The following is a 25,078-nucleotide window of genomic DNA, read 5'->3' as shown; positions in this document are numbered from 1 at the left end:
AACAGATATCAGCAGATCGCCGGCGAACACCCCCAAAGCCCCAGTCGCGAGGACGGCGCACGCTCGTTGCGCTCCTCGTCGCTCGTTTCACTCGCTCCTGCGGTGCTTACGTCGCCTGCGCCGTCCTCGCGACTGCCCCTTTGAGTCCCGGCCCGCACCGCGACCGCACCTCACGCCTCCCCAGCCTCGCCGCTCGCTGCGCTCGCGGCGTCCCTCGCGCGTGCTCCTCGCGCCCAGGGGGCGCTCGGAGGCACGCGCCGACCGCCTCGTCCATTTATAAATCGACGATCGGTGACTGAATGGTCAGTACCCGCCCGGCAGCGCCATCCCGATTGCGAGCGCGACGAGGGGGACCGCGGCGACGAGCGCGTACCACAGTCCGGCGCCGACGAGGAGGAGCCACGTCGAGTAGCCGTACCCCGTCGGGTCCCAGTCGACGCCGAGCCGTGGCAGGGCGAGCATGGCGACCGCCGGCGCGACGAAGGCGACGAGGACTGCCCCGATCAGCGCCGTGAGCAGGAATCCGGAACTCCAAGCGGGCCCCGCCTCGGCGGCGCGCGCGACGGTGAAGACGACGCCGACGACGTACGGGACCGAGAGCCCGACGCACACCCCGAGATACGAGGGCAAGACGCGTCCGGCCGGCGGGAGCGCGTCGAACAGCGCCCGAAGGCGCTCGGCGGCGAGGAACGGTGCGCACAGTCCGGCGGCGACGATCCCGGGGAAGAGGAGCAGCGCGACCGTCCACAGCCATCCGACTGCGACGTCGACGGTCGCGGGGGCGAGAGAGAGGAGGGCCATGGGCGGGAGACCCGTCGGAACCGGCAAACCTCTTGCGGTGACGGCCTCTCGGCTCGGAGGGGGGCCAGGGAGACCGACCGGAACCACCAGCGTTTATCCCGCGCGCCGCGACCGGCCGACAACGATGCTCATCACGGGCGCGACGCTGGCCGACGGCCGGGTTCGAGACGTGCGGATCGGCGACGACGGACGGATCGCCGCGGTCGCCGAGGGGCTCGGCGCCGACGCCGGCGAGCGCGTCCTCGAAGCGCGCGGCAGACACCTCCTACCGGGCGCGGTCGACGTCCACGTCCACTTCCGCGAGCCCGGCGGGAGCCACAAGGAGACGTGGAGTTCGGGCTCACGGAGCGCCGCGGCGGGCGGGGTCACGACCGTCGTCGACCAGCCGAACACCTCGCCGCCCACCGTCGACGGTGCGGCGTTCGACGAGAAGGCGGCGCTCGCGGCCGACTCGCTCGTCGACTACGGGATCAACGGCGGCGTCACGGCGGAGTGGGACCCCGAGAGCCTCTTCGACCGCCCGCTGTTCGCCCTCGGCGAGGTGTTCCTCGCGGACTCGACCGGCGACATGGGGATCGACGCCGACCTGTTCGCGGACGTGCTCGACGAGGCGGCCGCCCGCGACGTGCCGGTCACCGTCCACGCGGAGGACGCGACGCTGTTCGACGAGTCCGCGCTCGACGGCGACCTCGGCGGCGTCGGCACGGCCGCGACCGCCGACGCGTGGTCCGTCTATAGGACGGCCGACGCGGAGATCGCCGCGGTCGAGAGCGCGCTCGCGGCGGCCGGCGACCGCGACGCGCGGGTCCACGTCGCGCACACCTCGACGCCGGAGGCGGTCGACGCGGTGACGGACGCCCGCGAAGACGGGACGGACGCAACCTGCGAGGTGACGCCGCATCACCTCTATCTCTCTCGCGAGCGGGCGCGGTCGCTCGGGACGTTCGGTCGCATGAACCCGCCGCTCCGCTCCGAGGAGCGGCGCGAGGCGCTGTTCGCCCGGCTCGCCGAGGGCGCCGTCGACGTCGTCGCGACCGACCACGCGCCGCACACGGTCGAAGAGAAGCGCGCGGGGCTCGTCGACGCGCCCAGCGGCGTGCCCGGCGTCGAGACGCTGTACCCGCTGCTGCTCGAATCGGCCCGAAAGGGCGAGCTGTCTCTCGAACGCGTCCGCGACGTGGTCGCCGCCAACCCCGCCGAGATATTCGGTCTCGACCGGAAGGGACGGGTCGCCGAGGGGCGCGACGCCGACCTCGTCCTCGTCGACACCGCGGACCCGCGCGAGATCGAGGCCGCTGCGCTCCACAGCGCCCCCGCGTGGACCCCCTTCGAGGGGCTCCGCGGCGTCTTCCCCGAGGTCACGCTCGTCCGCGGCGAGGTCGTCTACGAGCGCGACCCGGCGACCGGGGCCGCGTCGTTCGGCGATCCGGTCGGGCGGAACGTCAGGGAACGGTAGTCGCGCGCCGCGGGGAGTTCGCGGGGTCGCCGCCGACGGGGTGAAACGTCGAGACACCGAAGCGCCGAGGACCCGAAACGCCGAGATCGGCCGCGACGAGCGGACCGCCGCCGGCGGAACGCATATGCCGTTGCTCGCCTTACCCGGGGTATATCAATGATCACGGGGAGCATTCGCACGGTCGTCTCCGGACGGGAGCCCGACCCGGACGAGGCCGACCGAACATGACGGCCCCCGGAGAGTCGGGACCGGCGGGGGCCGGTCCAGCGGAGTCGGCGGACGCCGAGGCGGAATCGACCGGCCGCGAGGGGGCGGGGACGACGGCCGGCACCGCCGCGGCGGTCGAGCCCGAGACCCCCGCCGACGTCGCCGCGCTCGCGGACCGCATCGTCGAGGAGGTCGAGGACGTGATCGTGGGCAAGCGCGAGGCGGTCGAACACGTCCTCGTCACTGTGCTGGCGCGCGGCCACCTCCTCGTCGAGGACGTGCCCGGCGTCGGGAAGACGACGCTCGCGAAGTCGGTCGCGCGCTCGATCGACGGCTCGTTCAAGCGCGTCCAGTTCACGCCCGACCTCCTGCCCTCCGACGTCACCGGCGTCAACGTGTTCAACCGCCGCACCGACGAGTTCGACTTCCAGCCCGGGCCGGTGTTCGCGAACGTCGTCCTCGGCGACGAGATCAACCGTGCCCCGCCGAAGACGCAGTCGGCGCTGTTGGAGGCGATGGAAGAGAACCAGGTGACCACCGACGGGACGACCCGCGACCTGCCGGACCCGTTCTGCGTGATCGCGACCCAGAACGACGTGGAGCCGGGACAGACGTACGAGCTCCCCGTCGCGGAGGTCGACCGCTTCACGAAGAAGATCCGGCTCGGCTACCCGGACGCGGAGGAGGAGGCAGCGATCCTCGGGCGGCTCGCCGGCGACCACCCGGTCGACGCGATCGAGCCCGTGGCCACGATCGCGGACGTCCGGCGCGCGCGGCGGATCGTCGGCGAGATAGAGGCCTCCGAGGCGGTCCGGGAGTACGTGGCCCGCCTCGCGGTGTTCACCCGGCGGAACGCGAAGCTCGGGGCGAGCCCGCGCGGGAGCCTCGCGCTGATCCGCGCGTCACAGGCCCGCGCCGCGCTCGACGGCCGCGGATACGTGATCCCCGACGACGTCCAGACCGAGGCGCCGACCGTGCTCTCGCATCGCATCCGGACCGAGTCGGGCGGGACCGACGGCGCGGACGTCGTCGCCGACGCGCTCGACCGGATCCGCGTGGAGTGACGAGATGACGCCGACACTGCCCTCGCACAGATGACGCCCGAACTCACCCGCCGGGGCCGCGTCGCCGTCGTCGTCGGCCTCGTCGCGGCCGCCAGCGCGCTCGCCGCCGGCGGGCGCGCGCTCGACGCGATCGTGATCCCGGTCGCCATCGCGCTCGCGGCGGGCTACGTCCAGGTGTCGCGCGTCGACGTCCCCGCGGTCCGACACGTGACGCCTCCCGACGGGTTCGTCGGGGAGACGCGCGAGGTCCGCCTGGAGTTTGGCCCCGATGCCGTGCGGAGCGACAGCGACGACCACGGCGCCGGGCCCTCGTTCCTCGCCGACGTCCGGGTCCGCGTCGACGAGGGGCTCGACGGGCCGACGGCGCCGATCCGTGCGTCCGTCGGCACCGAGCCGGTGTCGTACGCCGTCACGTACCGCGAGCGCGGCGAGCGGACGCTCGGCCCGGTCGAGCTCACCGTGACCGACGTGTTCGGGCTGTTCGAACGCGAGATGGTCGTCGACGAGACCGACACGGTGACCGTCTACCCGCCCCGCGACCCGGTCCCGACGCGGTTCCGGCGGGCGCTGTACGCGGCCGACGCGGTCGACGTGAGCCGGCAGCGCGAGGAGTTCGACCGCCTCCGGGAGTACACCCGCGGCGACGCGGTCCGCGACGTCCACTGGGCGACGACCGCCAAGCGCGACGAGATCGTCGTCAAGGAGTTCGCGGCCGAGACCGCTCGGAACCGCGTGACGATCGCGGGCGGCACTGAGGTCGGCGGGGGCGAGGCGCGCGGTCGCGGCGGCCGCAGCGGCGGTGAGCGCTCGCCGTTCGCGGGCAGCGCCCTCGGCGACGACTCGGCGGCCGACCGCTCCGCGAGCGCGGCCGCCGCCGACGAGCTCGCGCGGGCGACGGCGAGCCTCGCGCTGGCGCTGCTCGACGACGGCGTCCCGGTCGACGTGCGGCTGCCCGGCGGGCGCGTCTCGGCGGCCCCGGGCGGCCGCGGCCGGCGAGAGGTGCTGGAGCTCGCGGCGCGGACCGGCCCGGGCGCGGTGACCGACGACGAGGCCGACGTGACGATCGTCGCCGACGCGGACGGCGCCCGGTTCCGCACGGGCGACCGGTCCGAATCCTTCGCCGACCTGCGCCGCGAGGCGGAGGGAGAGCGCGGGGCAAGCGACGGCAACGGTCCGGGCGGGGCCGACGATGCGGCGGACGGACGGGAGGTGGTGTCGCCGTGAGTCGGAGCCCCTCCGTCCGAGAGCGGCTCTCTCCGGGCGAGTCCGCCGGCGGCGACCGACGGCTGGCCGACCCGGCGGTCGTCGGCGTCGCGGTCGTCGCCGCGGCGTACCTCGCCGTGTTCTTCGAGGTGACGAACGTCGTCGGCGGGACGGGGCGGACCGCGGCCGTCGTCGCGCTCGCGGGGGTCGGCGGGCTCGCGCTGGCGCGGGCGGTCGGCGAGCGGACCGCGCTGTGGCTGGCCGGGGTGCTGTTCGCCGCGGGGCTCGCGGGCTACTTCCTCGCGATCCCCGCGAGCCGGCGCGCGCTGTTTTCGGTCCGGAGCGTCGCCTTAGACCTCCTCGCGCTGTCGACCGGGCTCTCCGTGTTGCGGCTGGCGCTCGCGGACGTCTGGGTGCTGGCGGTGGCGCCGGTGCCGACGTTCCTCGTCGGCTACTTCGCGGGACGCGGGCGCCACGTCGCGGCCGCGACGGTCGCGGGCGGGACGCTCGGCTTCCTCGTGCTCACCGGCGACGCCGGGACGGGCGCCGCTGTCGCCGGCGTCGTCGGCCTCGCGCTCGCCGTGGGGCTCTCCACGCTGTCGACGCCGAGCCGGCGCCGCGGCCACGCGGGCACGTTCGCGCTGGTGGTCGCGGCGATGGTCGTCGCGAGCGCGACCGTCACCGTGATCCCGGCCGGCGCGGCGGCGCCGCTGGGGCTCGACCGCGGCACGACGACGCTGGAGTCGAGCCTGAGCGGCGACGACGAGCTGGAGGTGATCGGCACCACGCGGCTCTCCCCGGAGGTGCGGTACACGATCGAGAGCCCAGTCGAGCGGAACTGGCACACCGGGGCGTACGACACCTACACCGGCGACGGCTGGGTCAGGAGCGGCGAGCGGTCCGCGGTCAACGACACGCTGCCGGGCCCGCCGGGAGCGAACGACAGCGTCGACGTGACGATCACCGCGGAGACCGAGTCGAGCGCGCTCCCGGCGCCGTGGAAGCCGGTCGCGGCCTCTGGCGGGGGCGCCGTCGAGGTCGACGAGCGCGGCAGCCTCCGACTTGCGAACCCGCTCGAACCGGGCGAGACGGTGACCGTCGAGAGCCGCGTCCTCGACGACGACCCCGCGACGCTCCGGAACTCCAGCACCGACTACCCCGAAGCGATCGAGGAGCGGTACACCCAGCTGCCCGAGAGCACGCCGGACCGGGTCGGCGAGCGGACCGAGGAGATCACGGCCGCGGCGGACGCGGAGTCGCCGTACGAACAGGCCGCCGCGGTCGAGGCGTACCTGCGCTCGGAGTACGACTACTCGCTGACCGTCGAGCGACCGGAGGGCGACGTCGCCGACGCGTTCCTCTTCGAGATGGACGCCGGCTACTGCGTCTACTTCGCGACGACGATGGCGGCGATGCTCCGGTCGCAGGGGATCCCCACGCGGATGGAGAGTGGCTACACCTCAGGCCAGCAGGTCGGCGACGACGAGTACGTCGTCCGCGGGCAGAACGCCCACGCATGGGTGTCGATCTACGTGCCCGACCACGGCTGGGTGGCGTTCGACCCCACCCCGTCCGCGCCCCGCGACGAGGCGCGCGACACCCGGCTCGCGGATGCGCGGGCCGACGGCGCTGAAGACGTCGACACCGAGGCGTCCGCGCCCGATCAGACGCCTGAGACTGACGTCGACTCGGACGAGACCGATCCGGAGGCGACCGACGACGGCGCGCAGACGACCGAGGGAACGAACAACTCGACGGCGGGGAACACGAGCGGCAACGGGACGCTCGGTTCCAGCGGCATCGCGCGGCTCGACGGGACCCGAACGGGCACCGCGCCGACGACGACCACCGGTCCGGCGGCGGGGTCGGGGTCGAGCGGGAGCGACGGCCCGCTCGGGTCGCTGCCGGACCCGGAGACCGCGCTCTACTGGCTGCTCGTCGCGGGCCTCGGCGTCGCGGGCGTCCGGCGAACGGGGATAGCGAGCCGGGCGAGCCGACGGATCGGTCCGACGCTCCCGCGGCGGCGCGGCGACCCGGCGGCGGACGCCGAGCGGGCGTTCGCCGACCTCGAACGGCTCCTCGCCGGGCGCTACCGCGAGCGGCGACCGGGGGAGACCCCGCGGCGCTACGTTGACGCGGTCCGGACGCTCGGGGCGGACGAGCGCGTCGAGACCGTCGCGGAAGCGTACGAGCGCGCCGCGTACGCCGGATCCGTGACCCGCGACGAGGCCGACGCGGCCCGCCGGGCCGTCCGGCGGCTCGCGCTCGAACGACTGCCGCTCATCGGGCGGTTCGTCCGCTGATCGGGGGGCTTCCCGACACTATTTAATATGGGCGTCCTGTAGATTCGGGCTGTAATGTCGGAAGTCTGCTCGACGTGCGGACTGCCCCAGGAACTCTGCGTCTGCGAGGACGTCGCGAAGGAGTCCCAGCAGATCAGCATCCGCATCGACGAGCGCAGGTACGGTAAGGAGGTAACGGTCATCGAAGGATTCGACCCGAAGGACGTGGACCTGAGCTCCCTCTCGTCGGATCTCAAGTCGAAGTTCGCCTGCGGCGGCACCGTCGAGGACGGCGCCATCGAGCTCCAGGGGAACCACTCGGGTCGCGTGGAGGACTTCCTCCGCGACAAGGGCTTCAACGTCGCGTGACCGTCACCTGACCGTCCGCCGTCGAGCGTCGCTTCGAACTGCCACCGTTTTTTAAAGAACTACTCGTCCGCGAGCGGCCGCGCCGCTCGTCTCACGCGACCACGGCGGCCCGCCCGACGACGAACGCGGCCGCCGCGAGGAAGGTGCCGTATTTAAACCGTCGCTGCGCGGCGGCGGGGTCTGAGAAGCTCTCGTAGGCCGCGTACAGCATGACCGCGTCGGCGACCGCGACGACCGCGAGGTACGCCGCGCCGAGCGTCCCGGAGCGGTACGGCAGCGGGCTGACGGCGACGGCGACGACGAGCGCGGCCGCGCCGATCCACAGCGCCGCGCGCTCGCCGACCGCGATGGGAAGCGTCGCGAGCCCCTCCTCGCGGTCGCCGGCCACGTCCTCGACGTCTTTGATCACCTCGCGCGTGAACGTCGAGAGTCCGGCGAGCGCGGCGAGGACGAGGACCGCGCGGGGGTTCCCCACGGCGGCCCCGCCGAACAGGAACGTCGAGCCGACGAGGTAGGCGACGAGGGCGTTGCCGAGGCCGGGCGTCCCCTTAAAAATGCTCGTGTAGGTGACCAGCGCGACGAGGTTCACCGCGGCGATGGCGATCGCGAGCGGCGGGAGGGCGACCGCGGCCGCGACGGCGACGGCGAACCAGACGGTCGCGGTCGCGAGCGCGCCCCGGGGCGAGACGGCGCCCCGCGGGATCGGCCGGTCGGGGCGGTTGACCGCGTCGATGTCGCGGTCGAAGTAGTCGTTGATCGCGTTGCCCGCGGCGACCGCGAAGGCGGTGGTCACGGCCGCGAGCGCGGTCGGGAGGGCGGCGCCGCTCGCGCCCGCGACGAACGCGCCGGTGGCCGTGAGGGCCCCGGCCGCGACGCAGTTGCCGAGGCGCGCGAGCTCGACGATACCGCGGAGCGTGTCTCGCACGTCGTCCGCGTACTCCCGCCCGCGAGGAATAAACGGTGCGGGATCAGTCGGGGGCCGCGGTAGGCGACGGGGCGTCAGTCGTCTCGTCGTCGCGGGGGCGTCTCGTCGTCGCGGGGGCGTCTCGTCGTCGCGGGGGCATCTCATCGTCGCGAGGTCGCCTCGTCCCCTCCCGAAGGTGTTCGCCCGGCCTCGGACGGTTGTCGGTCGGTCCGCCACGAACGTTTATCAGGTCCGAAATGAAATACCCGGATATGGCCAAGGGCTTAGACGTTGGCACGATGAACATCCTCTCCGGACGGCAGGAGGGCGCGGAGACGGTGTTTGTACAGCAGCGCAACTCGTTCGTCGAGATCGAGTACAGCGACATGGCCGAGCAGATGCTCTCGCGCAGCGAGGTCCTCCACATCCGGAAGGACGACAAGGTGTACGTCGTCGGCGACGACGCCCTCAACTTCGCGAACATCTTCAACAAGGAGACCCGCCGGCCGATGCAACACGGCATCCTCTCCAGCGAGGAGGCGTCGGCCATCCCGATGATCAAGCTGATCACCGAGCAGGTCGTCGGCGAACCCTCGAAGCCGAACGAGCGGCTGTTCTACTCCAGCCCCGCGGATCCCATCGACTCGCCGCTCACGACGCTGTACCACGAGAAGACGCTGGAGTCGATGCTCGGCGACATGGGGTACGACCCCGAGCCGATCAACGAGGGGATGGCGGTCATCTACTCCGAACTGGCCGACAACAACTTCACCGGCCTCGGGATCTCCTTCGGCGCGGGGATGACCAACGTCTGTCTCGCCTACTACGCGGTGCCCGTCATGAAGTTCTCCATCGCCCGCGGGGGCGACTGGGTCGACGAGCAGACCGCGCAGGCGACGGGCACCCCCGTCGACAAGGTGACGAGCATCAAGGAGGACGACTTCGAACTCGACTTCCGCACCGACGTGGGCGGCGTCGAGGGCGCGCTCGCCATCTACTACGAGAACCTGCTCGATTACGTCATCGAGAACATCTCCCGCGAGGTCGACGAGGAGGACGTCGAGGAGGGACTGGACGTGCCCGTCGTCGTCACCGGCGGTACCTCCAGCCCGAACGGCTTCGAGGACCTGTTCGCCGACCACCTCGCGGACGCGAACATCCCGTTCTCGATCAGCGGCGTACGCTCGGCCGACGAGCCGATGTACAGCGTCGCCAGCGGCGCCCTCGTCGCCGCCCGCTCCGAGGAGGGCGAGGACGACTCGGGCGCCGCCGAGGAGCCCGCGGCCGAGGAGCCCGCGGCCGAGGAGGCCGCCCCCGAGTCAGAGGACTGAGGCGCGGGCGACGGCCGCCGACTTTTCTCGACCGGCCGACCGCCGCGCCGGATCCCGGGAATCCGCCGAAGAGTAAAACCGACGCCGTCCGTAGCGATAGACATGTCTGACGCCGCCGGCACCGACGGCGACCGTCGCCTGCGGGTCGACCTCGACGTCGATCCGACCGGCGACCGCGCTTGTCCGATCGTCTCTGAGGCCGACGAGGCCGCCGCGGTCGCGGTCAACGCGGTCGGCGACGAGTGCGTCGTCGACGTGACGACGCCGGACGGCGAGGTGCGCCGCGGGACCGGCGAGGTCGACGCAGACTGCCTCTGTCACGCGTTCGGCCGGCTCGGCTACGTCCCGCACTTCCGGCGCGTCGAGGACGGGACGATACTCGTCACCGCGTACGTCGACGACCGGGCCGACGTCCGCCGGCTCGTCGAGGAGCTCCGCGGGGTCGTCGACCGGGTGCGTCTCGTCCGGCTCGCGGTCGTCGAGGGGCCGGACGCGACCGAGCAGGTCACGTTCGACCTCTCCGCGCTGACGCCGAAGCAGCGCCGCGGGCTCGAGCTCGCGGTCGTCCGCGGCTACTTCGACGACGACCGCGACGTCCGCCTGAGCGAACTGGCCGACGAGCTCGGAATCAGCAAGTCCGCGCTCTCCCAGCGGCTCCGCACCGCACAGGCGAAGCTGGTGACGGACGTCTTCGACGGCGCGGAAGGGTGACCGGCTCCCGGACCCGGCTCAGTCGTCGGCGGGCGCTGACCGGCCGGCGCCGTCGATCCGCGCGAGCGCCTCCTCGCCGGCGCGCTCGGCGTCGGTGAGGTAGCACTTCGGGTCGGGCGCGAACGGATCGCCGTGCGCCGAGAGCGCGCGGAGCCGCGAGCCGCCGCGGCAGATCGACTGATACGCGCAGTCGGCGCAGCGCCCGGTGAGCCGCTCCTCCCGCTCGCGGAGCCCGGCGAGGAGCGGGTTCGACTCGTCGGTCCAGATGGCGCCAAACGAGCGGTCGCGGACGTTGCCGGGGGAGTACCCCTGCCAGAACTGCGTGAGGTGGACGTTGCCGACGGGGTCGACGTCGGCGACGCGCTCGCCGGTCGGGTCGCCGCCGTTGCGCCGGAGATACTGATAAATGAGCCGCGCGCGGTCGGTCCCCATCTCCCGGTCGGCGTACTCCACGAGGTGGCCCGCGTCCGCGTAGTTGCCGACGAGCAGCGTCTCGATCTCCTCGCCGCGCTCGTGGTACTCGCGGGTGAGGTCACAGAGGTCCCTGACTGCCTTCCGGGTCGCCTCGGGCGAGAGGTCGACGTCAGAGATGTCGGCGCCCCGGCCGCCGTAGTCGAGGTGGTAGAAGCAGAAGCGGTCGACGCCGACGTCGACGAGCAGGTCGACGACCCCCGCCAGGTCGTCGACGTTGTGTTCGGTGATCGTGTATCTGAGCCCCGTCTTGAGCCCGACGTCGAGGCAGGCCTCGATCCCCCGGACCGCGGCGTCGAAGGCGCCCTCCTCGCCCCGGATCCGGTCGTTTCGCTCGGGGAGCCCGTCGACCGAGACGCCGGCGTACTTCAGCCCCGCCTCCTTCAGTTCGCGGGCGCGCTCGCGGGTGAGGAGCGTGCCGTTCGTCGAGAGAACCGGGCGGATCCCGCTGTCGTCGGCGTATTCGATCAGCTCGGGGAGGTCCTCGCGGACAAGGGGTTCGCCGCCGGAAAAGAGGAGGACCGGGACGCCGAACTCGGCGAGGTCGTCGATGAGCGCCTTCCCCTCGGCGGTCGACAGCTCGTTCGGGGCGCCCTCGGCGTCGGCGCCCGCGTAGCAGTGTTCGCAGTAGAGGTTGCACCGCTTCGTGGTGTTCCAGACGACGACGGGACGTCGCTGTTTCTCCTCCGTGATCTGCGGCTCCTTCGAGCCGTCGGCAGCGTCGTAGCGGAGCCCGTCGCTCTCGGCGTCGAGCCCGCACAGCAGCTTGCTGACGGAGATCATCGCGACCCCTCCGCGGACGGCTCCGCGGCCTCGTCACCGCCCCCGTCGCTGTCGACCGGCGCCCCGCCGCAGGAGACGGTCGGCGTCCCCTCAGTCTCCTCGTAGACGCGCGGCTCGTCGGCGTCGTCGGACTCCGCTGAATCTTCCGTCCCTTCGTCCTCGTCGCCAACCAGCGACTCCGCGGAGTAGCGGGACACCTCCGCGGCCGGACACACCCACACGTCGCGGGCGTACCACGCGAACAGCTTGCTCGCCTCCTCGTGCGCAACGTCGGACGTCGACGCGGCGACGGTGCCGACGTGGCGGAGCGGGTCCGACTCCTCCTCGCGGACGAACACCTCGAACCGGCGACCGTCGGCCGACCGGGGGCCGTTCGCGTCCTCGCTTCGGTCCGTCTTCTCGACCATACCCCCGATACGGACGGTCCCCCGAACGGGGTTTCGCGCGTTCTCACGGCCGCGAAACTCGCCCGAACCTGTTCGGGCGACGGAGGGGGCGCGACGCGGTCTCCGGTAACAGAAGTCGTCGAGGGACGGACTCACCGCTACCGAAGCGGAAAGAGGTGCGAGGACCGTAAGCGGTGCGGTCCCGCGTGAGAACGGCTTTCACCGCAGTAGAGAGCCGATCAGATGACGCGGTTCTGCAGGTAGTCGAGGTGTTTCGCGTTGTAGACGATCTTGACCTCGTCGGTGGCCGGGCTGCCGATACAGGTGAGGCGGACGTTCTTCTCCTCGACCTCCTCGTCGGAGAGGATCTGCTGCATGTCCATCTCGATGTCGCCCTCCTTGACGATGGACGCGCAGTTCGCGCAGGCGCCGGCGCGGCACGAGAAGGGCCAGTCGTAGCCCTGCGCCTCGGCCGATTCGAGGATGTATTCGCCCTGGTTCACTTCGAGGGTGCCGTAGTCCTCGGCGTCGAGGTCGGCGTCGGCGGCCTCCTCGAAGAGGTTGTCGTCGTCCATCGACCAGCCGTGGTCGTCGAGCACTTCGTAGTTGAGGTATTCTACTGTGGGCATCACCTGCCGATTTGATGCCCACCTCATTAGGCTTTGCTGTTCCCCACCCGATCGCATCGCGAGCGACCGCCGACGACCGAACATATTCGACTTCTCTCGGCGGCGACGGCGGGGTTCGAAACGCACCGAAGGCGCCGTTCGCCGCGTGGACCACTCCGGATCGGCGCAGGTGACAGACGGTTATCACGACTGATACAAGGTGAGTAACAATAAATAGCGTACGGCGCTCAGGATCCCTCGATGGAGGAGTCCGTCGTCGCCGACTTCGTCGGCCGCGTCCACGCGGCGAGTTTCGGAACCGACGAGCCGGTGACGGGCCGCGTCCTGCTGAGCCAGCGGCGGTTAGTGGTCGCGACGGACGACGGAAAGGAGACGGTCCCGCTCTCGCGGGTGTTCGACGTCGTCGTCGGGAGCGTGCCGGGCGACCTGCGCTCGTTTTTCAACGACAGCGTCACCGTCGCGTACGAGCAAGACGGGTCGCGCCGCGCCGCGCTCGTGGAGGGCGAGCCCGAGGACATGGACAAGTTCGTCAGGCTGCTGTTCAAGTCCCTGCTGCGGAACGTCACCGTCACGGTTCGGCACCCGGCGAAGGTCGGCGGGCGCGTCACAGACGCGAGCGACCACCGCGCCTCGGTGTCGGTGTCGCCGGGCGAGATCCGGTTCGAGAACTGCCCGGAGCCGTTCACCGTCGACCTCTCCGCGGTGATCGACTACGAGCGCACGGACCGCACCCTCGGCGGGAAGAAACGGCCCGCGCTCGTGTTCCGGCACGTCGCCGACGGCCAGACGGTCACGTCGATCGCGACCGTGCCGAACGAGCGCGCCCTCAACATCCTCGGCCGGTACATCAAGATCGAGTACGACGAGGCGATGGAGGAGCTCGACTCGTTCGACCCGACCGAAGAGCAGCTGGAGATCCTCGTGTCGATCTACTCCGCGGGGGGCGAGGCGAACATCGCCGACGTGGTCACCGGCGACGTCACCCAGACGTCGATGATCCTCGACACGCTCCGGGAGGCCGGCCTCGTCGCCGACGGCGAGAGCGGGGCCGCGCTCACCCGCAAGGGACAGATGATCGTGAGCTCCTACCTCGAATCGGTGAATGCCTGAGGCGCGGTGACAGCGCATTCGGGACCCCGAACGCGCCGCCGCTCAGGGGAAGTTTCATGCTCTTGTAACCGTAGGTATCTCTCATGCGAGAGAGAGACCACCGCGGCGGCGAGACGCCGCTCGACGCCGTGGTCCGCGAGCGAGGGATCGACGCGCCCGGCGAGACGGGGGAGGGCGATCCGCCCGGCGGTGAGACGCCCCCGAGCGACGCCGTCGACTCGGGACCGCGAACGGCCCGCGTGCCGGAGGGCCACGACCACGACACGTACTCGGTCGACGGGATCGACACCGACCGCCGCGAGAGGCAGTTGGAGGCGGTCCTGCGCGACGTCGACGGCGTCAGCGACGCCTCGGCGACGCGGCGCAACGGGACGGTGGGCGTCCACCACGACCCGTCGCTGTCGCGGGACGCGCTCCGCGAGACGCTCGAGTCGTGCGGGCTCGTCGTCGCGCCCGGCGACGAGGCGTTCGAGGCGCGGCGCGCGTCGCAGTTCGCGTCGGCCCGCGTCGCGGTCGCGGTCCTCTTCGGCCTGATGGTCGCGACGCCGTACGTCGCGGTGTTGTACCCGACCCGCATCGAGTGGCTGTTCTACGACCCCGTGACGGTCCAGTACCTCCAGTCGATACTCGACTCGGCGATGACGACGCACTTCTTCATCAACCTCGGCGCGCTCTCCGGGATCGCGTTCCTCGTCGCCTGCGGCCCGACGATCCGCCGCGCGACCGCCGCCGTGCGCGACGGCCGGTTCACCAACGAGGCCGCGTTCGTCGGGGGGGTTGTCGCGCTGTACGGATACAGTACCCTCACCGCGTTCACCGGGCTGGAGGGGGCGGTCCACTACGACCTCGTCGCGTACGCGATCGTCGTCGCCACCCTCTGGACGGAGTTCGGCGTCACGGACACCGCGGCCGACCCCGCGTCGAGCGACGAGTCCGCCGCGGAGGCGCCCGGCGATGTCGACGCGGACGAGCCGGTCGCGATGACCGACGGCGGGCGCTGACTCGGTCGCGGCCCCACCCTTTCCCTGCGTTCGTTTCTCAGACATCGTCGCTTTCCTGCGCTCGCACGGTAGCCTCCCGCTACGCGGTCGAGCGAACGGCCCGCGGACGCGAGGCGAAACGCCGTTCGACGAGTCGAGGCCGATCGGGATTCGGCAGCCCGAGGTCGATCGCGATTCGGCGAGTCGAGGGCGAACGTTCCGGGATCGGTCGAACGGTCAGGAAAAAGAGCCGAGGCGGCGAGGCGGCGCCGCCGGCGACCTCACAGCAGTTCGAGGTAGATGAGGAGCCACCAGACGTAGCCGCCGGTGAGCGCGAGCGCGGTGAGCAGTTCGAGCGCGCCGACGTACTTCGACCCGTGGGTCCGGCGGAACGCCTGGACCTTCTCCACCTGGTTCCACACCGGCAGCAGCGGTTCCGGGATGATCTCGTCGAGTCCGCCAGCCTGCTGTGCGGACTCCTCGGCGACCGCCTCGGGGGAGTCGTCGTCGCTCATTGGCTCGCCCCCCTGCCGAACGGCAGCGTGAGACCGCGGATCATCACCTTCTCCGCGACGAACACGGCGGCGAAGACCGCGATGCCGGCTATCTTCGCGACGTTCGACGGGTACACCATGATCAGCACGCCGAGCGTCGCGAGCAGCGCGCGCGCGCCGATCTTCCGACCGGGACGCATCTTGAACGGGTAGTTCAGCCCGTAGATGATCGCCACGGCGCCCAGCAGGACGAGCAGCCCGACGTACAGCGTGTACGCGCCGACGTCCATCGAGATCAGGCCGGGGTTGTAGACGAACGCGACCGGGAGGACGAAAAGCGGCGCGGCGATCCGGATCGCCGCCCCGCAGGTCCGCCAGAAGTTCGCCTCCGCGATCCCGGCCGCGATCACCGCCGCGGTCGCCACCGGCGGCGTGATTCCCGCGAGGATGGCCGCGTAGAACATCGTGTAGTGGGCGGTGATCGCCGGGACGTTGAAGTCGGAGACGAAGGTCGGGACGATGAGGATGGCCACGATGACGTAGGCGGCCACCGTCGGCATGCCGACCCCCATCAGGATCGCGACCCCCATCCCGAGCAGCACCGCGAACAGCAGCACGCCGCCCGAGATGTTGATGAGCAGCAGCGCGATCTTCGCCGGGATCCCCGTCGTGCTGAAGAGGTTCACGACGCCGCTGATGACGACGAGGATGATCGCGATCGGCGCCAGGATGATCGCGCCGCGGCGGATCCCGTGAACGGTGTTTTTTACCTGCGTGACGAGTTCGCCGACCGGACTGGTGCCCGAGCTGTCGACCAGCCGCTGGAGCGGCGGCATGAACGTCCCCGTGATCATCATCGCGACCACCGTGTACAGCGCGGACGTCATCACGGTGTACTGGGCAATCCCGAGCAGGTAGATGAGGATCCCGAACGGAACGCCGAAGCGGATCGCCTCGAACACCTTCTTCTCCGTCGACAGCCGCTCGTCGAAGAACTCGGAGAACTCCATGTCCTGACTGCTGGAGTCCGAGATGGCGAGGTAGTGGACCGCGATGGAGATGGAGACGACCAAGATAGCGGCCGGGACGAGGCCGGCGACGACGATGTCGAGGTACGGCACCCCGAGGTACGACGCCATCACGAACGCGGACGCCCCCATCACCGGCGGGAGGACCTGCCCGGAGGTGGAGGCGACCGCCTCGATGCCGGCCGCGCGGTGCCCCTTCATCCCGGCCTCCTGCATCGTCGGGATGGTGAACGAGCCCGTCATCGCCGCGTTGGCGGTGTACGAGCCGTTGATCGAGCCGATGACCGCCGAGGAGAGCACCGCGGTCTGCGCGATCCCCGACTCGATGTACTTCGCGGCCACGATCGCGACCCGCAGGATGAGGTCGAACGCGCCGTACGCGAACAGCAGTCCGGCGTACAGTAGGAACGGCGCGATCCACGAGGCGGTGATCTGCGTCAGGCTCCCGTAGAACCCGTACAGGTCTGTGACCGTCGCCTGAAGCAGCGTCGCCTGGTTCATCCCCGCGTGACCCAGCACGCCGGGGACGAGATTCCCGTACATCGCGTACCCGAACACGGCGAAGACGAGCCCGAGGAACACGTTCCCGAACTCGCGCCACGTGAGGTACATCAGCGAGAGGACGACGAGCCGCGCGAGCATGTACTCGTGTTCGAGCGCGTACCCCTGCCGCTGGAGGTACACGTCTTGGAAGTTAACCGCGAAGAACGCCGACGCGGTCATCAGCGCCAGCGACGCGGGGATCAGCACGGCGCCGTCGATCCAGTCGCCGTCCGCGATGGCGAGCCGGGTCTCGTTGAGCGCGTACACGGTCAGGATGCCGCCGACGAATGCGGTGGCGAACCGCACCTGCGAGATCGCCTGCGTCTGCGCCCAGTAGAGGACGCCGGCCCAGAACAGCAGCGCAGCCGCCGTGACCGTGACGTTGAGCCCTCGAAGGAGCCCGGACTCGGATTCCGTCGAAGCCGTGTCCGTACTCATTGGCGCTGGAGTACGTCAGAGAGGCTGGTCGGTCGCCCGGGCGTGGTTGATAGTATCATGGTTGGTGTCTGAGTTGTCGGTTGCGTGTTCGATGATTTTAAATTACTGATCGGTACACCGCGGTGAACGGGGAGGAAAGCCGGTTTCCCGGCCGATCAGGCGCTGTCGCCTTCGGTCAGGCTGTCGTCCCACGCGTCGTTGTCCCGGTAGTACTGCACGGCGCCGCGGTGGACCGGGATGTTCTCGCGGGCCGACCCGAGCATGTCCGCGGTGGACTCGAAGTCGTTGAACTGCTCTTCGCCCTCGTTAACCGTGTCGTTGTGTTCGTCGACGACGCGGCACAGCTCGTAGACGGCGTCCGGGTTCGCCTCGGGGTTGAACGTGTAGTTGACCTCGAGGTTCCAGTGGAACACCTCGTCCGTGCCGATGTCGGTGTCCGCGATGGGCCAGTCGTCGTAGCTCGTGGTGCCGAACCCGGCGCCGGGGTACGACTCTGCGGACTCGCGGAGCGCGTCCGTCGGCTCGACGTAGTGGATGTCGGTACGGGAGGCGATCTCCTGGACGAATCCGGTGTACCGCACGCCGGGCGTCCCGTACGCGATACTGGCGTCGATCGTCCCCTCCTCGAACGCGCCGGGCGCGGAGTCGACGCCCATGTTCTGGATGTTCATCTGGTCATAGATGTCGGCCGTCGGCTCCTGCGACCAGACGTCGAGCGTCGTCGCGCGCGTCGAGTACCCCGGCTCGGCGGGATAGACGTTCGCGCCGGCGAGGTCGTCGAAGGTCTCGATCCCCGTGCCGTCGCGAGCGATGATGTAGATGGCGTACGGGAACGCGTAGAACCCGTACTGCGGGATGCGCTCGACGGGCTGTTCGGAGAACGCGCCGGTCTCGTCAAGCGCCTTCGACAGCGAGTTGTTGTCGGTGATCCCGGCGTTGAACTGGTTGTTCGCCATCCGCCGGATCGTCCCGATGTATCCCGGGCTCTCGATGGTCGAGTAGCTCAGGGAGTCGCTCTCTTGGCTCACCGCGCGCTCGACGGCGAGGCCGACGTCCTGCGTCCCGCCGGCGGACGTGCCGACGCGCAGCGTGAGGTCCTGGCTGCCGCCGTCGGAGCCGTCGGAGCCGTCAGATCCGTCCGAACCGTCGGAGCCGTCGGAGCCGTCTCCTCCGTCACCGCCGTTGCCGCTACAGCCGGCCAGTCCGGTGACACCTACCGCGCCGGTACCGTACAGGAACTTCCGCCGATCGATTGAGTTCTCGGACATACTCAACAGAGTACACCCGGTCGATCATTAACAATGTGCCTGTTTGTTTCAGTTCAAACCGAAGGAATATTCATTATAATGACGATCAGCGAACAAGTCGCCGGAACGCGTCACCCGTTGAAGCACCCACCACCGGAGCCGGCCACCCGCCGAGGAGACCGCGCCGGGGGAGCTACTCCTCGAGGATGACCGTCACCGGTCGGTCCGCTCCGAGCAGCACCGACTGCGTCGTGCTCCCGAACAGCATCTTGCCGGTCGGGCTCCGGCGCCGCCCGCTCATCGTGATGTTATCGACGTCGAGCTCCTCGGCGACTTCGAGGATCGTCTCCGCGGGGTCGCCGTGTTCGCGCCGCTTCGACGTTTCGACCCCGGCCGCCGCCAGCCGGTCCTCGACGGCGGCGACGGCCTCGGGGTAGTTCTCCTCGTTCCACACGTCCTCGGAGTCGACGCGGCCCCCCTCGCCGCTGACCTCGAACCCCTCGTAGACGTTGAGCAGCACCGCCTCGACCTCGTCGGCGGCGTTCGGAAGCGACGCGACCGCGTCCGCGGCGGCCGGCGCGTGTTCGGTCTCTCCGCCGACCGGCACCAGTACCCGGTACATACCCGTCCCTTCCCGAAACGAGGTAATAAAAGTAGCTGCGGGGGCGCCGGCCGCCTACCGCGTCACCGGCGCAGTGACGGACCCGATCGACTCGACGACCGCCCGCACCTCGTCGCCGGGGTCGATGGGCGCCGCGCCGGGCGTGCCGGTGCTGAAGAGGTCGCCCGGCTCCAGCGTCATCACGTCGGAGTGGAACGAGACGATCTCCGCCGGCGGGAACAGCATGTTCCGGATCTCGTTTTCGGCTCGCACGTCCCCGTTGACCTCGGTCCGCACCGAGAGCTCGTCGAGGTCGACCGGCCCTTCCGGTACCGCGAGCGCGGCGCCGGGGACGAGGAACGTGTCGTAGCTCTTCGCCCGCGTGAGGAAGCGCGGGTTCCGCTGGAGCACGTCCTCGGCGGTCATGTCGATCACGGGGAGAAAGCCCGCGATCACGTCGTCGACCTCGCCCTCGTCGACGTTCCGACAGGTTCGGCCCATCACGACCGCCAGCTCGGCCTCGGCGGTCACCCGTTCGCTCTGCGACTCCGGCGGCAGGCGGATCGGCCCGCCGGGGCCGGTCAGGACCGACCGCGGCTTCATGAAGCTCGCCGGCTCCTCGGGGCGCTGCTCGTCGAGGTCGCCGGCGTGTTCCTCGTAATTCAGGCCGATCCCCCACAGCTTCCCGAACGACTCCAGGGGCGCGCCGAAGGACACGTCCGCCGCCGGGACGGGGTCCGCGGTCGCGTCGGCCACGTCACCGAGGTCGCCCGCGGCAGCCCGCGGGAGCGCGTCGCCGACCGTCTTCAGGTCCGGCTCGACGGCGTCAAGGGGGACGTACCCGTCCTCGCCGCCGAGGAGGGGCTCGCCGGTCGCCGTGCGCGCAAGATACTTCATTGCGAGGTGGCTCCGTTCATCTCACTCCTCCCGGTCCGTCCAGAAGTCGAACGAGCGCCCGGGCGCGAACACGTCGAGGCCGACCGCGCGCTCGTCGCCGGTGTTCTCGACCCTGTGGGGCTCGTTCGACTCCAAGAGGACGGAGTCGTTCTTCTGTAGCGTGACCTCGTCGTCCTCGGAGACGACGGTCAGCTCGCCCTCCAGACAGAGGCACACCTGCTCGTTCTCGTGGTCGTGCATCGGGGAGCTGTGCCCCGGCGGCTTCTCGAACCACTCGAAGGAGAAGCGGTCGCTGCCCGCCATCGACACGCGCCGCCACCCCTCGTCGGGCTCGTACGTCTCCGCCTCGTCGAACGCGACCGGCTTCATAGGTTCGCTCCGGTCGATCCCCCGTCGATGGGGAGGGCGGTGCCGTTGACGTACCCCGACTTCGGCGACGAGAGGAACGCGACCGTGTTACCGAGCTCCATCGGGTCGCCGATGCGCCCGAGCGGGTTCTGCGCCCAGTCGTCGAGCCCCTCCTCGTAGGAGTCGTAGTCGCCGCGCTCGACGGCGGCCTCGACGAGGTCCCGGATCCGGCTCGTCTCGTGCGGGCCCGGCAGGACGGCGTTCGCGCGTACCTCCGGCGCGAACTCCTTCGAGAGGGTCTTCTCTAACCCGATGACGCTCATCCGGACCGAGTTCGACAGCACGAGGCTGTCGATGGCCTCCTTCACGCTGCGGGAGGTGATGTTGACGATGGTGCCGCCGTCGCCCTCCTTGAGGTGGGGATACGACTCTCGCGCCAGGCGAACGACGCTCATCACGAGCAGGTCGTACGCGTGCTGCCAGTCCTCATCGTCGGTGTCGAGGAACGCGCCCGAGGGCGGACCGCCCGCGCTCGTCACGAGGTGGTCGATCGTGCCGAACTCGTCGACGGTCGCCTCCACCAAGGCCGCGACCTCGTCTGCGTCGGTGAGGTCGGCGGAGTGGGCGACGACCTCGCCGGTCGCGACCGCCTCGACCTCCTCTTTCGCGTCCGCCAGCCGCTCCTCGTCGCGGCCGTTGATGACGACGTCGACGCCCTCGCGGGCGAGCGCCTTCGCCGATGCCTTGCCGAGTCCGCTGGACGACGCCGTGACGAGGGCCGCGTTCCCGTCGATCTGTAGGTCCATACCCTATCGGTTCCGCGTATCGGGTGAAAACGTTTTCCTAGAGGCAACTGGAGGTATCGACGAGGAGACACGACGGGTGAGCGGCGCGGTTCGACCGGCGACGCGACCCTACGCGTCCGCGTCGTCGGCCAACCCCTCGATCTCCGCCGTTCCGCCGTCGAATCCGACCGTCTCGCGGCCGACCACTTCCGCCGCCTCGGGGAGGTCGTCGACCACGGCCTCGGAGACGCGGAACTCGCCGAGGTCCTGCGTGTTCCGGATCCAGACGATCCGGACCGTCTCGGGGTCGTACCCGCCCAGCGCCGCCAGCGCGGTCCGGAGCGCGAACTCGTCGTCGGGCGCCACCACGGGGAGCTTCGACTTCGCGAGCGACCCGCTCGTGAGCGCGTTCGCGTACGTCTTCTTCAGGTCGAGCTGGTCGACCGCGCGCTTCCGAGTGAGGTCGGCCAGCCCGATCCCGTTGCCGTTCCCCTTCGTCGCCTCGGTCAGGCCACGCACGTAGATGAGGTCGATGTCCGGCGTTTCGGGGTCGGGCGCGTTGAGGACGCGGTAGCGACCGATGACGTTCGTGTCCATCCCGGCGCCCGAGATCTCCTTGCCGATCTCGTCGACGACGAGCAGGTCTATGTCGTCGATCGGCAGCGTCGGCATCTCGTCGTAGGCGCGCTCCAGCAGCTCCGGCTCGCGGTCGAGGAACGAGCCCGCGGGGACGGCCTCGACGTGGCCGGTCTCCTCTTCGAAGTTCTCGACGAGCGCGATCCCGCCGATCATCGGGGTCTCGCGCTCGATCACGTCGAGCGCCGCCGTCAGCGTCTCGACGTACCCCTCGGCGATCGCCGTCGAGTGGAACGACTTCGCGCCGCGCTGCTTGCCGAGTCCGACGACGGTCATCTTCGCGAGCCCGCTCTCGATCGGCCCGGTGAAGTTGGTGTGGGCCTTCACGCGGTTCACCACGAGCACGGCGTCGGCCGCGAGCGCCGCCTCGGAGAAGTACACCGGCAGGTCGACGTCGCCCACGCTCACCGTCGCCAGCTCCTCGGCCGCCATGCGCGCGTCGATCGGCGCGCCGACGGACTCCTCCGTGATCCCGAGCGCCGCCAGCACCTCGCGCTGCCCCTCGGGGGTCGCGCCGCCGTGGCTGCCCATCGCGGGCACGACGACCGGGTCGAAGCCGCGCTCGGCGACCTCGTCGACGACCGCCGCCGCGACCTCGTCGATGCGATCGATGCCGCGGCTGCCGACCCCGACGGCCACGGTCGCGCCGGCCGGGAGGTCGCCGAGGTCGAGCGCGTCGAGCGACTCGCGGGCCGCCCCGACGGGGTCGTCGAGGCGCTCCGTCCGCGGCTCGTACCGCACCCGCGCGAACTCCGGAAGCGGCTGCGGGTCGATGAGCCCGTCCACGTCGGATCGGTCGGGGAACTCCATGTGGGGGCCCTCGCGCCGCCGGTACAAAAGCTGCGGGTGGGAACACGAGCCGCGACCGAGAGCATTGCCGATACAGCGGTCTACTTGTACCCGTGTGACGCCGCACCACGCATGCAGATAACCGAAGTCGAGTCGTTCCCGATCAAGTTACCGCTGGGGTCTCCCGTCTCCTTCTCCAACCGGACGCTGACTTACCGGGACCACGCGATCACGTACGTGCGGACGGACACCGGCCACGAGGGGGTCGGCTACTCGCTGGGGTACGAGGGGGCCGGCCTCATCGCCGACGCGGTCGAGTCGCTGCTCGAACCGCTGCTCGTCGGCGAGGACCCCCGCGACACCGAGCGCCTGTGGCACGAGATGTACGAGGGGAACGTCCAGATCGGCCGGACAGGCCTCTTCTTGCGCGCCATCTCGACGGTCGACATCGCGCTCTGGGACGTGAAGGCGAAGGCCGCCGACATGCCGCTTCACAAGCTGCTCGGCGGCCACGCCGAGTCGGTGCCGTCGTACGCCAGTGGCGGCTACTACCGCGACGACAAGGGCCACGAGGCGCTCCGCGGCGAGATGCGGCGCTACCTCAACGAGGGCCACGACGTCGTGAAGATGAAGGTCGGCCGCCTCTCGGCCGACGAAGAGGCCGAGCGCGTCGCCGCCGTGCGCGACGAGATCGGCGACGACCGCACCCTGCTGCTCGACGCCAACGGCGTCTGGGAGTCCAGCACCGAGGCGCTCCGCAACTGCCGCGCGTTCGCGCCGTACGACCCGTACTTCATCGAGGAACCCGTGATGATCGACCGCGTCGACACGATGGCCGAGGTGAACGACGGGCTCGACTACCCGGTCGCCACCGGCGAGTTAGAGGGGACGCGCCACAACTTCGCTCGGCTCGCGGACACCGGCGCGGCGACGATCCTCCAGCCCGACGTCACCGTCTGCGGCGGCGTCACGGAGTGGCTGAAGATCGCGAACCACGCCTCGGCGTACGACATCCAGATCGCGCCCCACTACAACTGGAACATCCACGCCTCTCTGCTCGGGGCCATCGAGAACGGGCTCTGGGTGGAGTACTTCTACCGCGACATGGACGTGAAGGCGTTCGACGACGTGGTCGCCGACCCGGTGAAGCCCGGCGACGACGGTACCATCGACCTGCCCGACCGCCCCGGCCACGGCGTGCCACTCGATAAGGACGCGTTGGAGCGGTTCAGAGACGACTGACTCGGCAATACCAGCGAAATACAAACACCACCACACATGCGAGACTACTCAGACCAGATCGACACCCGCGACCCGGACCGAGACGTACAGATCACCGGCCTCGACGCCTGCGTCGTCGAGGGGAACTTCGAGTGGAACCTGATCAAAGTGGAGACGGACGCCGGCGTCACCGGGATCGGTGAGGCGTACCGCGGCGGCGGCGTCCCGGAGCTCGTCGAGTACACGAACCGGTTCCTCGTCGGCGAGAACCCGCTCGACGTCGAGCGATTGGTGCGCTACATCTTCCAGGAGATGTCCGGCCACGGCGGCACGACCGGGAAGGTCGTCACCGCAGCCTCCGGCATCGAGATCGCCCTGCTCGACGCGGCGGGGAAGATCCTCGGGCTCCCCGTCTACCAGCTGCTCGGCTCGAAGTACCGCGACGAGGTGCGGCTCTACTGCGACTGCCACGCCGGCGAGGCGTACGCGGTCGAGGACGGGGCGACTGCCTACGCCGACGCCGAGGCGTACTCCCCCGAGGCGTACGCCGCCGAGGCCGCCCGCGTCACCGACATGGGATTCTCCGCGCTGAAGTTCGACCTCGACCTCCCGGCCGACAACGAGAACGACCCGTACAACGGGCGCTTGACGAACGCGGCGATCCGCGAGAAGAAAGAGATCGTCGCGGCCGTGCGCGAGGAGATCGGGTACGACGTCGACCTCGCCTTCGACTGCCACTGGGACTACTCCGTCGAGAGCGCGAAGCGGCTCGCCGACGAGCTCGCGGAGTTCGACTTGATGTGGTTAGAGGACCTGATCCCGCCGGAGAACATGGACGCCCAGAAGGAGGTGACGAGGGCGACGCGGACCCCGGTCGCGACCGGCGAGAACCGCTTCCGCGTGTTCGAGCTGTCGGACCTGATCTACGACCACGGCGTCGACATCGTCACCCCCGACCCGACGACCGTCGGCGGGCTCACGGAGACGATGCGGATCGCCGACCGCGCGGAGGAGAACTACATGCCGATGTCGCCGCACAACGTCTGTAGCCCGGTCGGGACGATGGCGTGCGTCCACCTCGGCGCCGCGACGCCGAACTTCGACCTCTTGGAGTACCACGCGCTGGAGGTCGACTGGTGGGACGACCTGCTGGCGCGCGACGAGCCGCTGATCGAGGACGGCCGCATCGCGGTGCCGGAGGCGCCCGGGCTCGGGATCGAACTCGACGAGGCCGTCGTCGAGGAGCACCTCCTCGACGGGACCGACGGCTGGGACTGAGGCGCTCTCGGCCGGAATATCTGTTCGGCCACGGTGGCGGCGCGGCCCGCGCTCGGACGGCGGGCCCTCGGATCCGTTCAATCGAC

Annotated in this window: 24 protein-coding genes; 11 read left to right on the top strand and 13 right to left on the bottom strand. The window is 70.4% G+C overall.

The features are described from left to right. Positions 1 to 303: 303 nt before the first annotated feature. Complete coding sequence (locus tag J7656_RS05170; RefSeq protein ID WP_211554306.1) at positions 304 to 801, bottom strand: DUF8162 family protein; 498 nt, start codon at positions 799 to 801, stop codon at positions 304 to 306. 124 nt (positions 802 to 925) lie between these two features. Between J7656_RS05170 and J7656_RS05165 the strand changes: the two genes are divergently transcribed. The 5 genes from J7656_RS05165 (at position 926) to yciH (ending at position 7,382) form a co-directional block, all read left to right on the top strand. Further along, on the top strand, positions 926 to 2,257 hold the full coding sequence (locus J7656_RS05165) for a dihydroorotase (RefSeq protein ID WP_211554303.1): 1,332 nt from the start codon (positions 926 to 928) through the stop codon (positions 2,255 to 2,257). A gap of 224 nt (positions 2,258 to 2,481) precedes the next feature. Beyond that, positions 2,482 to 3,528, top strand: a complete 1,047-nt coding sequence (locus J7656_RS05160; RefSeq protein ID WP_211554301.1) for an AAA family ATPase — start codon at positions 2,482 to 2,484, stop codon at positions 3,526 to 3,528. A gap of 30 nt (positions 3,529 to 3,558) precedes the next feature. Then, positions 3,559 to 4,752: a DUF58 domain-containing protein gene (locus J7656_RS05155; RefSeq protein WP_211554300.1), complete on the top strand. Its 1,194-nt coding sequence runs from the start codon at positions 3,559 to 3,561 to the stop codon at positions 4,750 to 4,752. After that, entirely contained in the window at positions 4,749 to 7,034 is a 2,286-nt protein-coding gene (locus tag J7656_RS05150) for a transglutaminase TgpA family protein (protein ID WP_211554299.1), read from the top strand. Before J7656_RS05155 ends, J7656_RS05150 begins: the two co-directional genes overlap by 4 nt. Positions 7,035 to 7,088: 54 nt before the next feature. After that, positions 7,089 to 7,382 (top strand): stress response translation initiation inhibitor YciH, encoded by a 294-nt coding sequence (gene yciH / locus J7656_RS05145; RefSeq protein ID WP_004596695.1) that lies wholly within the window; start codon positions 7,089 to 7,091, stop codon positions 7,380 to 7,382. Positions 7,383 to 7,473: 91 nt separating this feature from the next. On the opposite strand, the gene J7656_RS05140 is transcribed toward yciH, so the two are convergent. Next, a complete protein-coding gene (locus J7656_RS05140; protein WP_017344218.1) occupies positions 7,474 to 8,307 on the bottom strand; it encodes a geranylgeranylglycerol-phosphate geranylgeranyltransferase in 834 nt (277 codons plus the stop codon). 251 nt (positions 8,308 to 8,558) lie between these two features. Here J7656_RS05140 and J7656_RS05135 point away from each other — a divergent pair, with 251 nt between their 5' ends. After that, positions 8,559 to 9,617, top strand: coding sequence for a disk-shape morphogenesis protein volactin (locus J7656_RS05135; protein WP_017344217.1), 1,059 nt, complete (start codon positions 8,559 to 8,561; stop codon positions 9,615 to 9,617). A gap of 102 nt (positions 9,618 to 9,719) precedes the next feature. Continuing rightward, complete coding sequence (locus tag J7656_RS05130; RefSeq protein ID WP_017344216.1) at positions 9,720 to 10,328, top strand: helix-turn-helix domain-containing protein; 609 nt, start codon at positions 9,720 to 9,722, stop codon at positions 10,326 to 10,328. Positions 10,329 to 10,346: 18 nt separating this feature from the next. Here J7656_RS05130 and J7656_RS05125 read toward each other — a convergent pair whose 3' ends face one another. The 3 genes from J7656_RS05125 to fer form a co-directional block, all read right to left on the bottom strand. Next, positions 10,347 to 11,582 carry a TIGR04347 family pseudo-SAM/SPASM protein gene (locus J7656_RS05125; protein WP_017344215.1) on the bottom strand — a complete coding sequence of 412 codons (1,236 nt, stop codon included), beginning with the start codon at positions 11,580 to 11,582 and terminating at the stop codon, positions 10,347 to 10,349. Continuing rightward, on the bottom strand, positions 11,579 to 11,989 hold the full coding sequence (locus tag J7656_RS05120; RefSeq protein WP_017344214.1) for an Htur_1727 family rSAM-partnered candidate RiPP: 411 nt from the start codon (positions 11,987 to 11,989) through the stop codon (positions 11,579 to 11,581). Before J7656_RS05120 ends, J7656_RS05125 begins: the two co-directional genes overlap by 4 nt. Positions 11,990 to 12,207: 218 nt before the next feature. Then, a complete protein-coding gene (fer, locus tag J7656_RS05115) occupies positions 12,208 to 12,597 on the bottom strand; it encodes a ferredoxin Fer (RefSeq protein ID WP_004596710.1) in 390 nt (129 codons plus the stop codon). Between the two features lie 240 nt (positions 12,598 to 12,837). On the opposite strand from fer, the gene J7656_RS05110 reads away from it, so the two are divergent. Beyond that, the gene (locus tag J7656_RS05110; RefSeq protein WP_211554298.1) at positions 12,838 to 13,707 is read left to right on the top strand and encodes a CheF family chemotaxis protein; all 870 of its coding nucleotides are present in this window, start codon (positions 12,838 to 12,840) and stop codon (positions 13,705 to 13,707) included. A gap of 83 nt (positions 13,708 to 13,790) precedes the next feature. Further along, positions 13,791 to 14,708, top strand: coding sequence for a hypothetical protein (locus J7656_RS05105; RefSeq protein WP_017344212.1), 918 nt, complete (start codon positions 13,791 to 13,793; stop codon positions 14,706 to 14,708). A gap of 260 nt (positions 14,709 to 14,968) precedes the next feature. Here the strand turns inward: J7656_RS05105 and J7656_RS05100 are convergent, their stop codons facing one another. The 8 genes from J7656_RS05100 to J7656_RS05065 form a co-directional block, all read right to left on the bottom strand. After that, positions 14,969 to 15,202 carry a hypothetical protein gene (locus tag J7656_RS05100; RefSeq protein ID WP_211554297.1) on the bottom strand — a complete coding sequence of 78 codons (234 nt, stop codon included), beginning with the start codon at positions 15,200 to 15,202 and terminating at the stop codon, positions 14,969 to 14,971. Next, positions 15,199 to 17,190, bottom strand: a complete 1,992-nt coding sequence (locus J7656_RS05095; protein WP_211554296.1) for a TRAP transporter permease — start codon at positions 17,188 to 17,190, stop codon at positions 15,199 to 15,201. Before J7656_RS05095 ends, J7656_RS05100 begins: the two co-directional genes overlap by 4 nt. Before the next feature lie 155 nt (positions 17,191 to 17,345). Beyond that, positions 17,346 to 18,458 carry a TAXI family TRAP transporter solute-binding subunit gene (locus J7656_RS05090; RefSeq protein WP_017344209.1) on the bottom strand — a complete coding sequence of 371 codons (1,113 nt, stop codon included), beginning with the start codon at positions 18,456 to 18,458 and terminating at the stop codon, positions 17,346 to 17,348. 172 nt (positions 18,459 to 18,630) lie between these two features. Beyond that, positions 18,631 to 19,059 carry a universal stress protein gene (locus J7656_RS05085; protein WP_017344208.1) on the bottom strand — a complete coding sequence of 143 codons (429 nt, stop codon included), beginning with the start codon at positions 19,057 to 19,059 and terminating at the stop codon, positions 18,631 to 18,633. A 54-nt stretch (positions 19,060 to 19,113) separates the two neighbouring features. Next, positions 19,114 to 19,935 (bottom strand): fumarylacetoacetate hydrolase family protein, encoded by an 822-nt coding sequence (locus J7656_RS05080; RefSeq protein WP_017344207.1) that lies wholly within the window; start codon positions 19,933 to 19,935, stop codon positions 19,114 to 19,116. Between the two features lie 21 nt (positions 19,936 to 19,956). After that, complete coding sequence (locus J7656_RS05075) at positions 19,957 to 20,304, bottom strand: cupin domain-containing protein (protein ID WP_017344206.1); 348 nt, start codon at positions 20,302 to 20,304, stop codon at positions 19,957 to 19,959. Next, complete coding sequence (locus J7656_RS05070; RefSeq protein ID WP_017344205.1) at positions 20,301 to 21,089, bottom strand: SDR family oxidoreductase; 789 nt, start codon at positions 21,087 to 21,089, stop codon at positions 20,301 to 20,303. Before J7656_RS05070 ends, J7656_RS05075 begins: the two co-directional genes overlap by 4 nt. 108 nt (positions 21,090 to 21,197) lie before the next feature. After that, a complete protein-coding gene (locus J7656_RS05065; protein ID WP_017344204.1) occupies positions 21,198 to 22,514 on the bottom strand; it encodes a nickel pincer cofactor-dependent isomerase, group 22 in 1,317 nt (438 codons plus the stop codon). Between the two features lie 111 nt (positions 22,515 to 22,625). Here J7656_RS05065 and J7656_RS05060 point away from each other — a divergent pair, with 111 nt between their 5' ends. Together J7656_RS05060 and J7656_RS05055 are read left to right on the top strand one after the other, a co-directional pair. Next, complete coding sequence (locus tag J7656_RS05060; RefSeq protein ID WP_017344203.1) at positions 22,626 to 23,735, top strand: mandelate racemase/muconate lactonizing enzyme family protein; 1,110 nt, start codon at positions 22,626 to 22,628, stop codon at positions 23,733 to 23,735. Positions 23,736 to 23,771: 36 nt separating this feature from the next. Then, positions 23,772 to 24,992: a mandelate racemase/muconate lactonizing enzyme family protein gene (locus J7656_RS05055; protein WP_017344202.1), complete on the top strand. Its 1,221-nt coding sequence runs from the start codon at positions 23,772 to 23,774 to the stop codon at positions 24,990 to 24,992. The last annotated feature ends 86 nt before the right edge of the window (positions 24,993 to 25,078 follow it).

Origin of the sequence: Halorubrum ruber (assembly GCF_018228765.1) — an archaeon.
In the GTDB taxonomy this organism is placed as follows: Archaea; Halobacteriota; Halobacteria; order Halobacteriales; family Haloferacaceae; genus Halorubrum; species Halorubrum ruber.
The sequence above is the reverse complement of the archived record's forward strand: the minus strand, read 5'-3'. Positions and strand labels throughout refer to the sequence as shown.

What these genes read in the sequence shown, in the direction of transcription:
- J7656_RS05090 (WP_017344209.1), bottom strand. Translation starts at nt 18,458, where the DNA reads ATGTCCGAGAACTCAATCGATCGGCGGAAGTTCCTGTACGGTACCGGC.
- J7656_RS05105 (WP_017344212.1), top strand. Translation starts at nt 13,791, where the DNA reads ATGCGAGAGAGAGACCACCGCGGCGGCGAGACGCCGCTCGACGCCGTG.
- J7656_RS05125 (WP_017344215.1), bottom strand. Translation starts at nt 11,582, where the DNA reads ATGATCTCCGTCAGCAAGCTGCTGTGCGGGCTCGACGCCGAGAGCGAC.
- J7656_RS05165 (WP_211554303.1), top strand. Translation starts at nt 926, where the DNA reads ATGCTCATCACGGGCGCGACGCTGGCCGACGGCCGGGTTCGAGACGTG.
- J7656_RS05070 (WP_017344205.1), bottom strand. Translation starts at nt 21,089, where the DNA reads ATGGACCTACAGATCGACGGGAACGCGGCCCTCGTCACGGCGTCGTCC.
- J7656_RS05055 (WP_017344202.1), top strand. Translation starts at nt 23,772, where the DNA reads ATGCGAGACTACTCAGACCAGATCGACACCCGCGACCCGGACCGAGAC.
- J7656_RS05060 (WP_017344203.1), top strand. Translation starts at nt 22,626, where the DNA reads ATGCAGATAACCGAAGTCGAGTCGTTCCCGATCAAGTTACCGCTGGGG.
- yciH (WP_004596695.1), top strand. Translation starts at nt 7,089, where the DNA reads ATGTCGGAAGTCTGCTCGACGTGCGGACTGCCCCAGGAACTCTGCGTC.
- J7656_RS05100 (WP_211554297.1), bottom strand. Translation starts at nt 15,202, where the DNA reads ATGAGCGACGACGACTCCCCCGAGGCGGTCGCCGAGGAGTCCGCACAG.
- J7656_RS05155 (WP_211554300.1), top strand. Translation starts at nt 3,559, where the DNA reads ATGACGCCCGAACTCACCCGCCGGGGCCGCGTCGCCGTCGTCGTCGGC.
- J7656_RS05120 (WP_017344214.1), bottom strand. Translation starts at nt 11,989, where the DNA reads ATGGTCGAGAAGACGGACCGAAGCGAGGACGCGAACGGCCCCCGGTCG.
- J7656_RS05170 (WP_211554306.1), bottom strand. Translation starts at nt 801, where the DNA reads ATGGCCCTCCTCTCTCTCGCCCCCGCGACCGTCGACGTCGCAGTCGGA.
- J7656_RS05075 (WP_017344206.1), bottom strand. Translation starts at nt 20,304, where the DNA reads ATGAAGCCGGTCGCGTTCGACGAGGCGGAGACGTACGAGCCCGACGAG.
- J7656_RS05065 (WP_017344204.1), bottom strand. Translation starts at nt 22,514, where the DNA reads ATGGAGTTCCCCGACCGATCCGACGTGGACGGGCTCATCGACCCGCAG.
- J7656_RS05135 (WP_017344217.1), top strand. Translation starts at nt 8,559, where the DNA reads ATGGCCAAGGGCTTAGACGTTGGCACGATGAACATCCTCTCCGGACGG.
- J7656_RS05110 (WP_211554298.1), top strand. Translation starts at nt 12,838, where the DNA reads ATGGAGGAGTCCGTCGTCGCCGACTTCGTCGGCCGCGTCCACGCGGCG.
- J7656_RS05085 (WP_017344208.1), bottom strand. Translation starts at nt 19,059, where the DNA reads ATGTACCGGGTACTGGTGCCGGTCGGCGGAGAGACCGAACACGCGCCG.
- J7656_RS05130 (WP_017344216.1), top strand. Translation starts at nt 9,720, where the DNA reads ATGTCTGACGCCGCCGGCACCGACGGCGACCGTCGCCTGCGGGTCGAC.
- J7656_RS05095 (WP_211554296.1), bottom strand. Translation starts at nt 17,190, where the DNA reads ATGAGTACGGACACGGCTTCGACGGAATCCGAGTCCGGGCTCCTTCGA.
- fer (WP_004596710.1), bottom strand. Translation starts at nt 12,597, where the DNA reads ATGCCCACAGTAGAATACCTCAACTACGAAGTGCTCGACGACCACGGC.
- J7656_RS05080 (WP_017344207.1), bottom strand. Translation starts at nt 19,935, where the DNA reads ATGAAGTATCTTGCGCGCACGGCGACCGGCGAGCCCCTCCTCGGCGGC.
- J7656_RS05160 (WP_211554301.1), top strand. Translation starts at nt 2,482, where the DNA reads ATGACGGCCCCCGGAGAGTCGGGACCGGCGGGGGCCGGTCCAGCGGAG.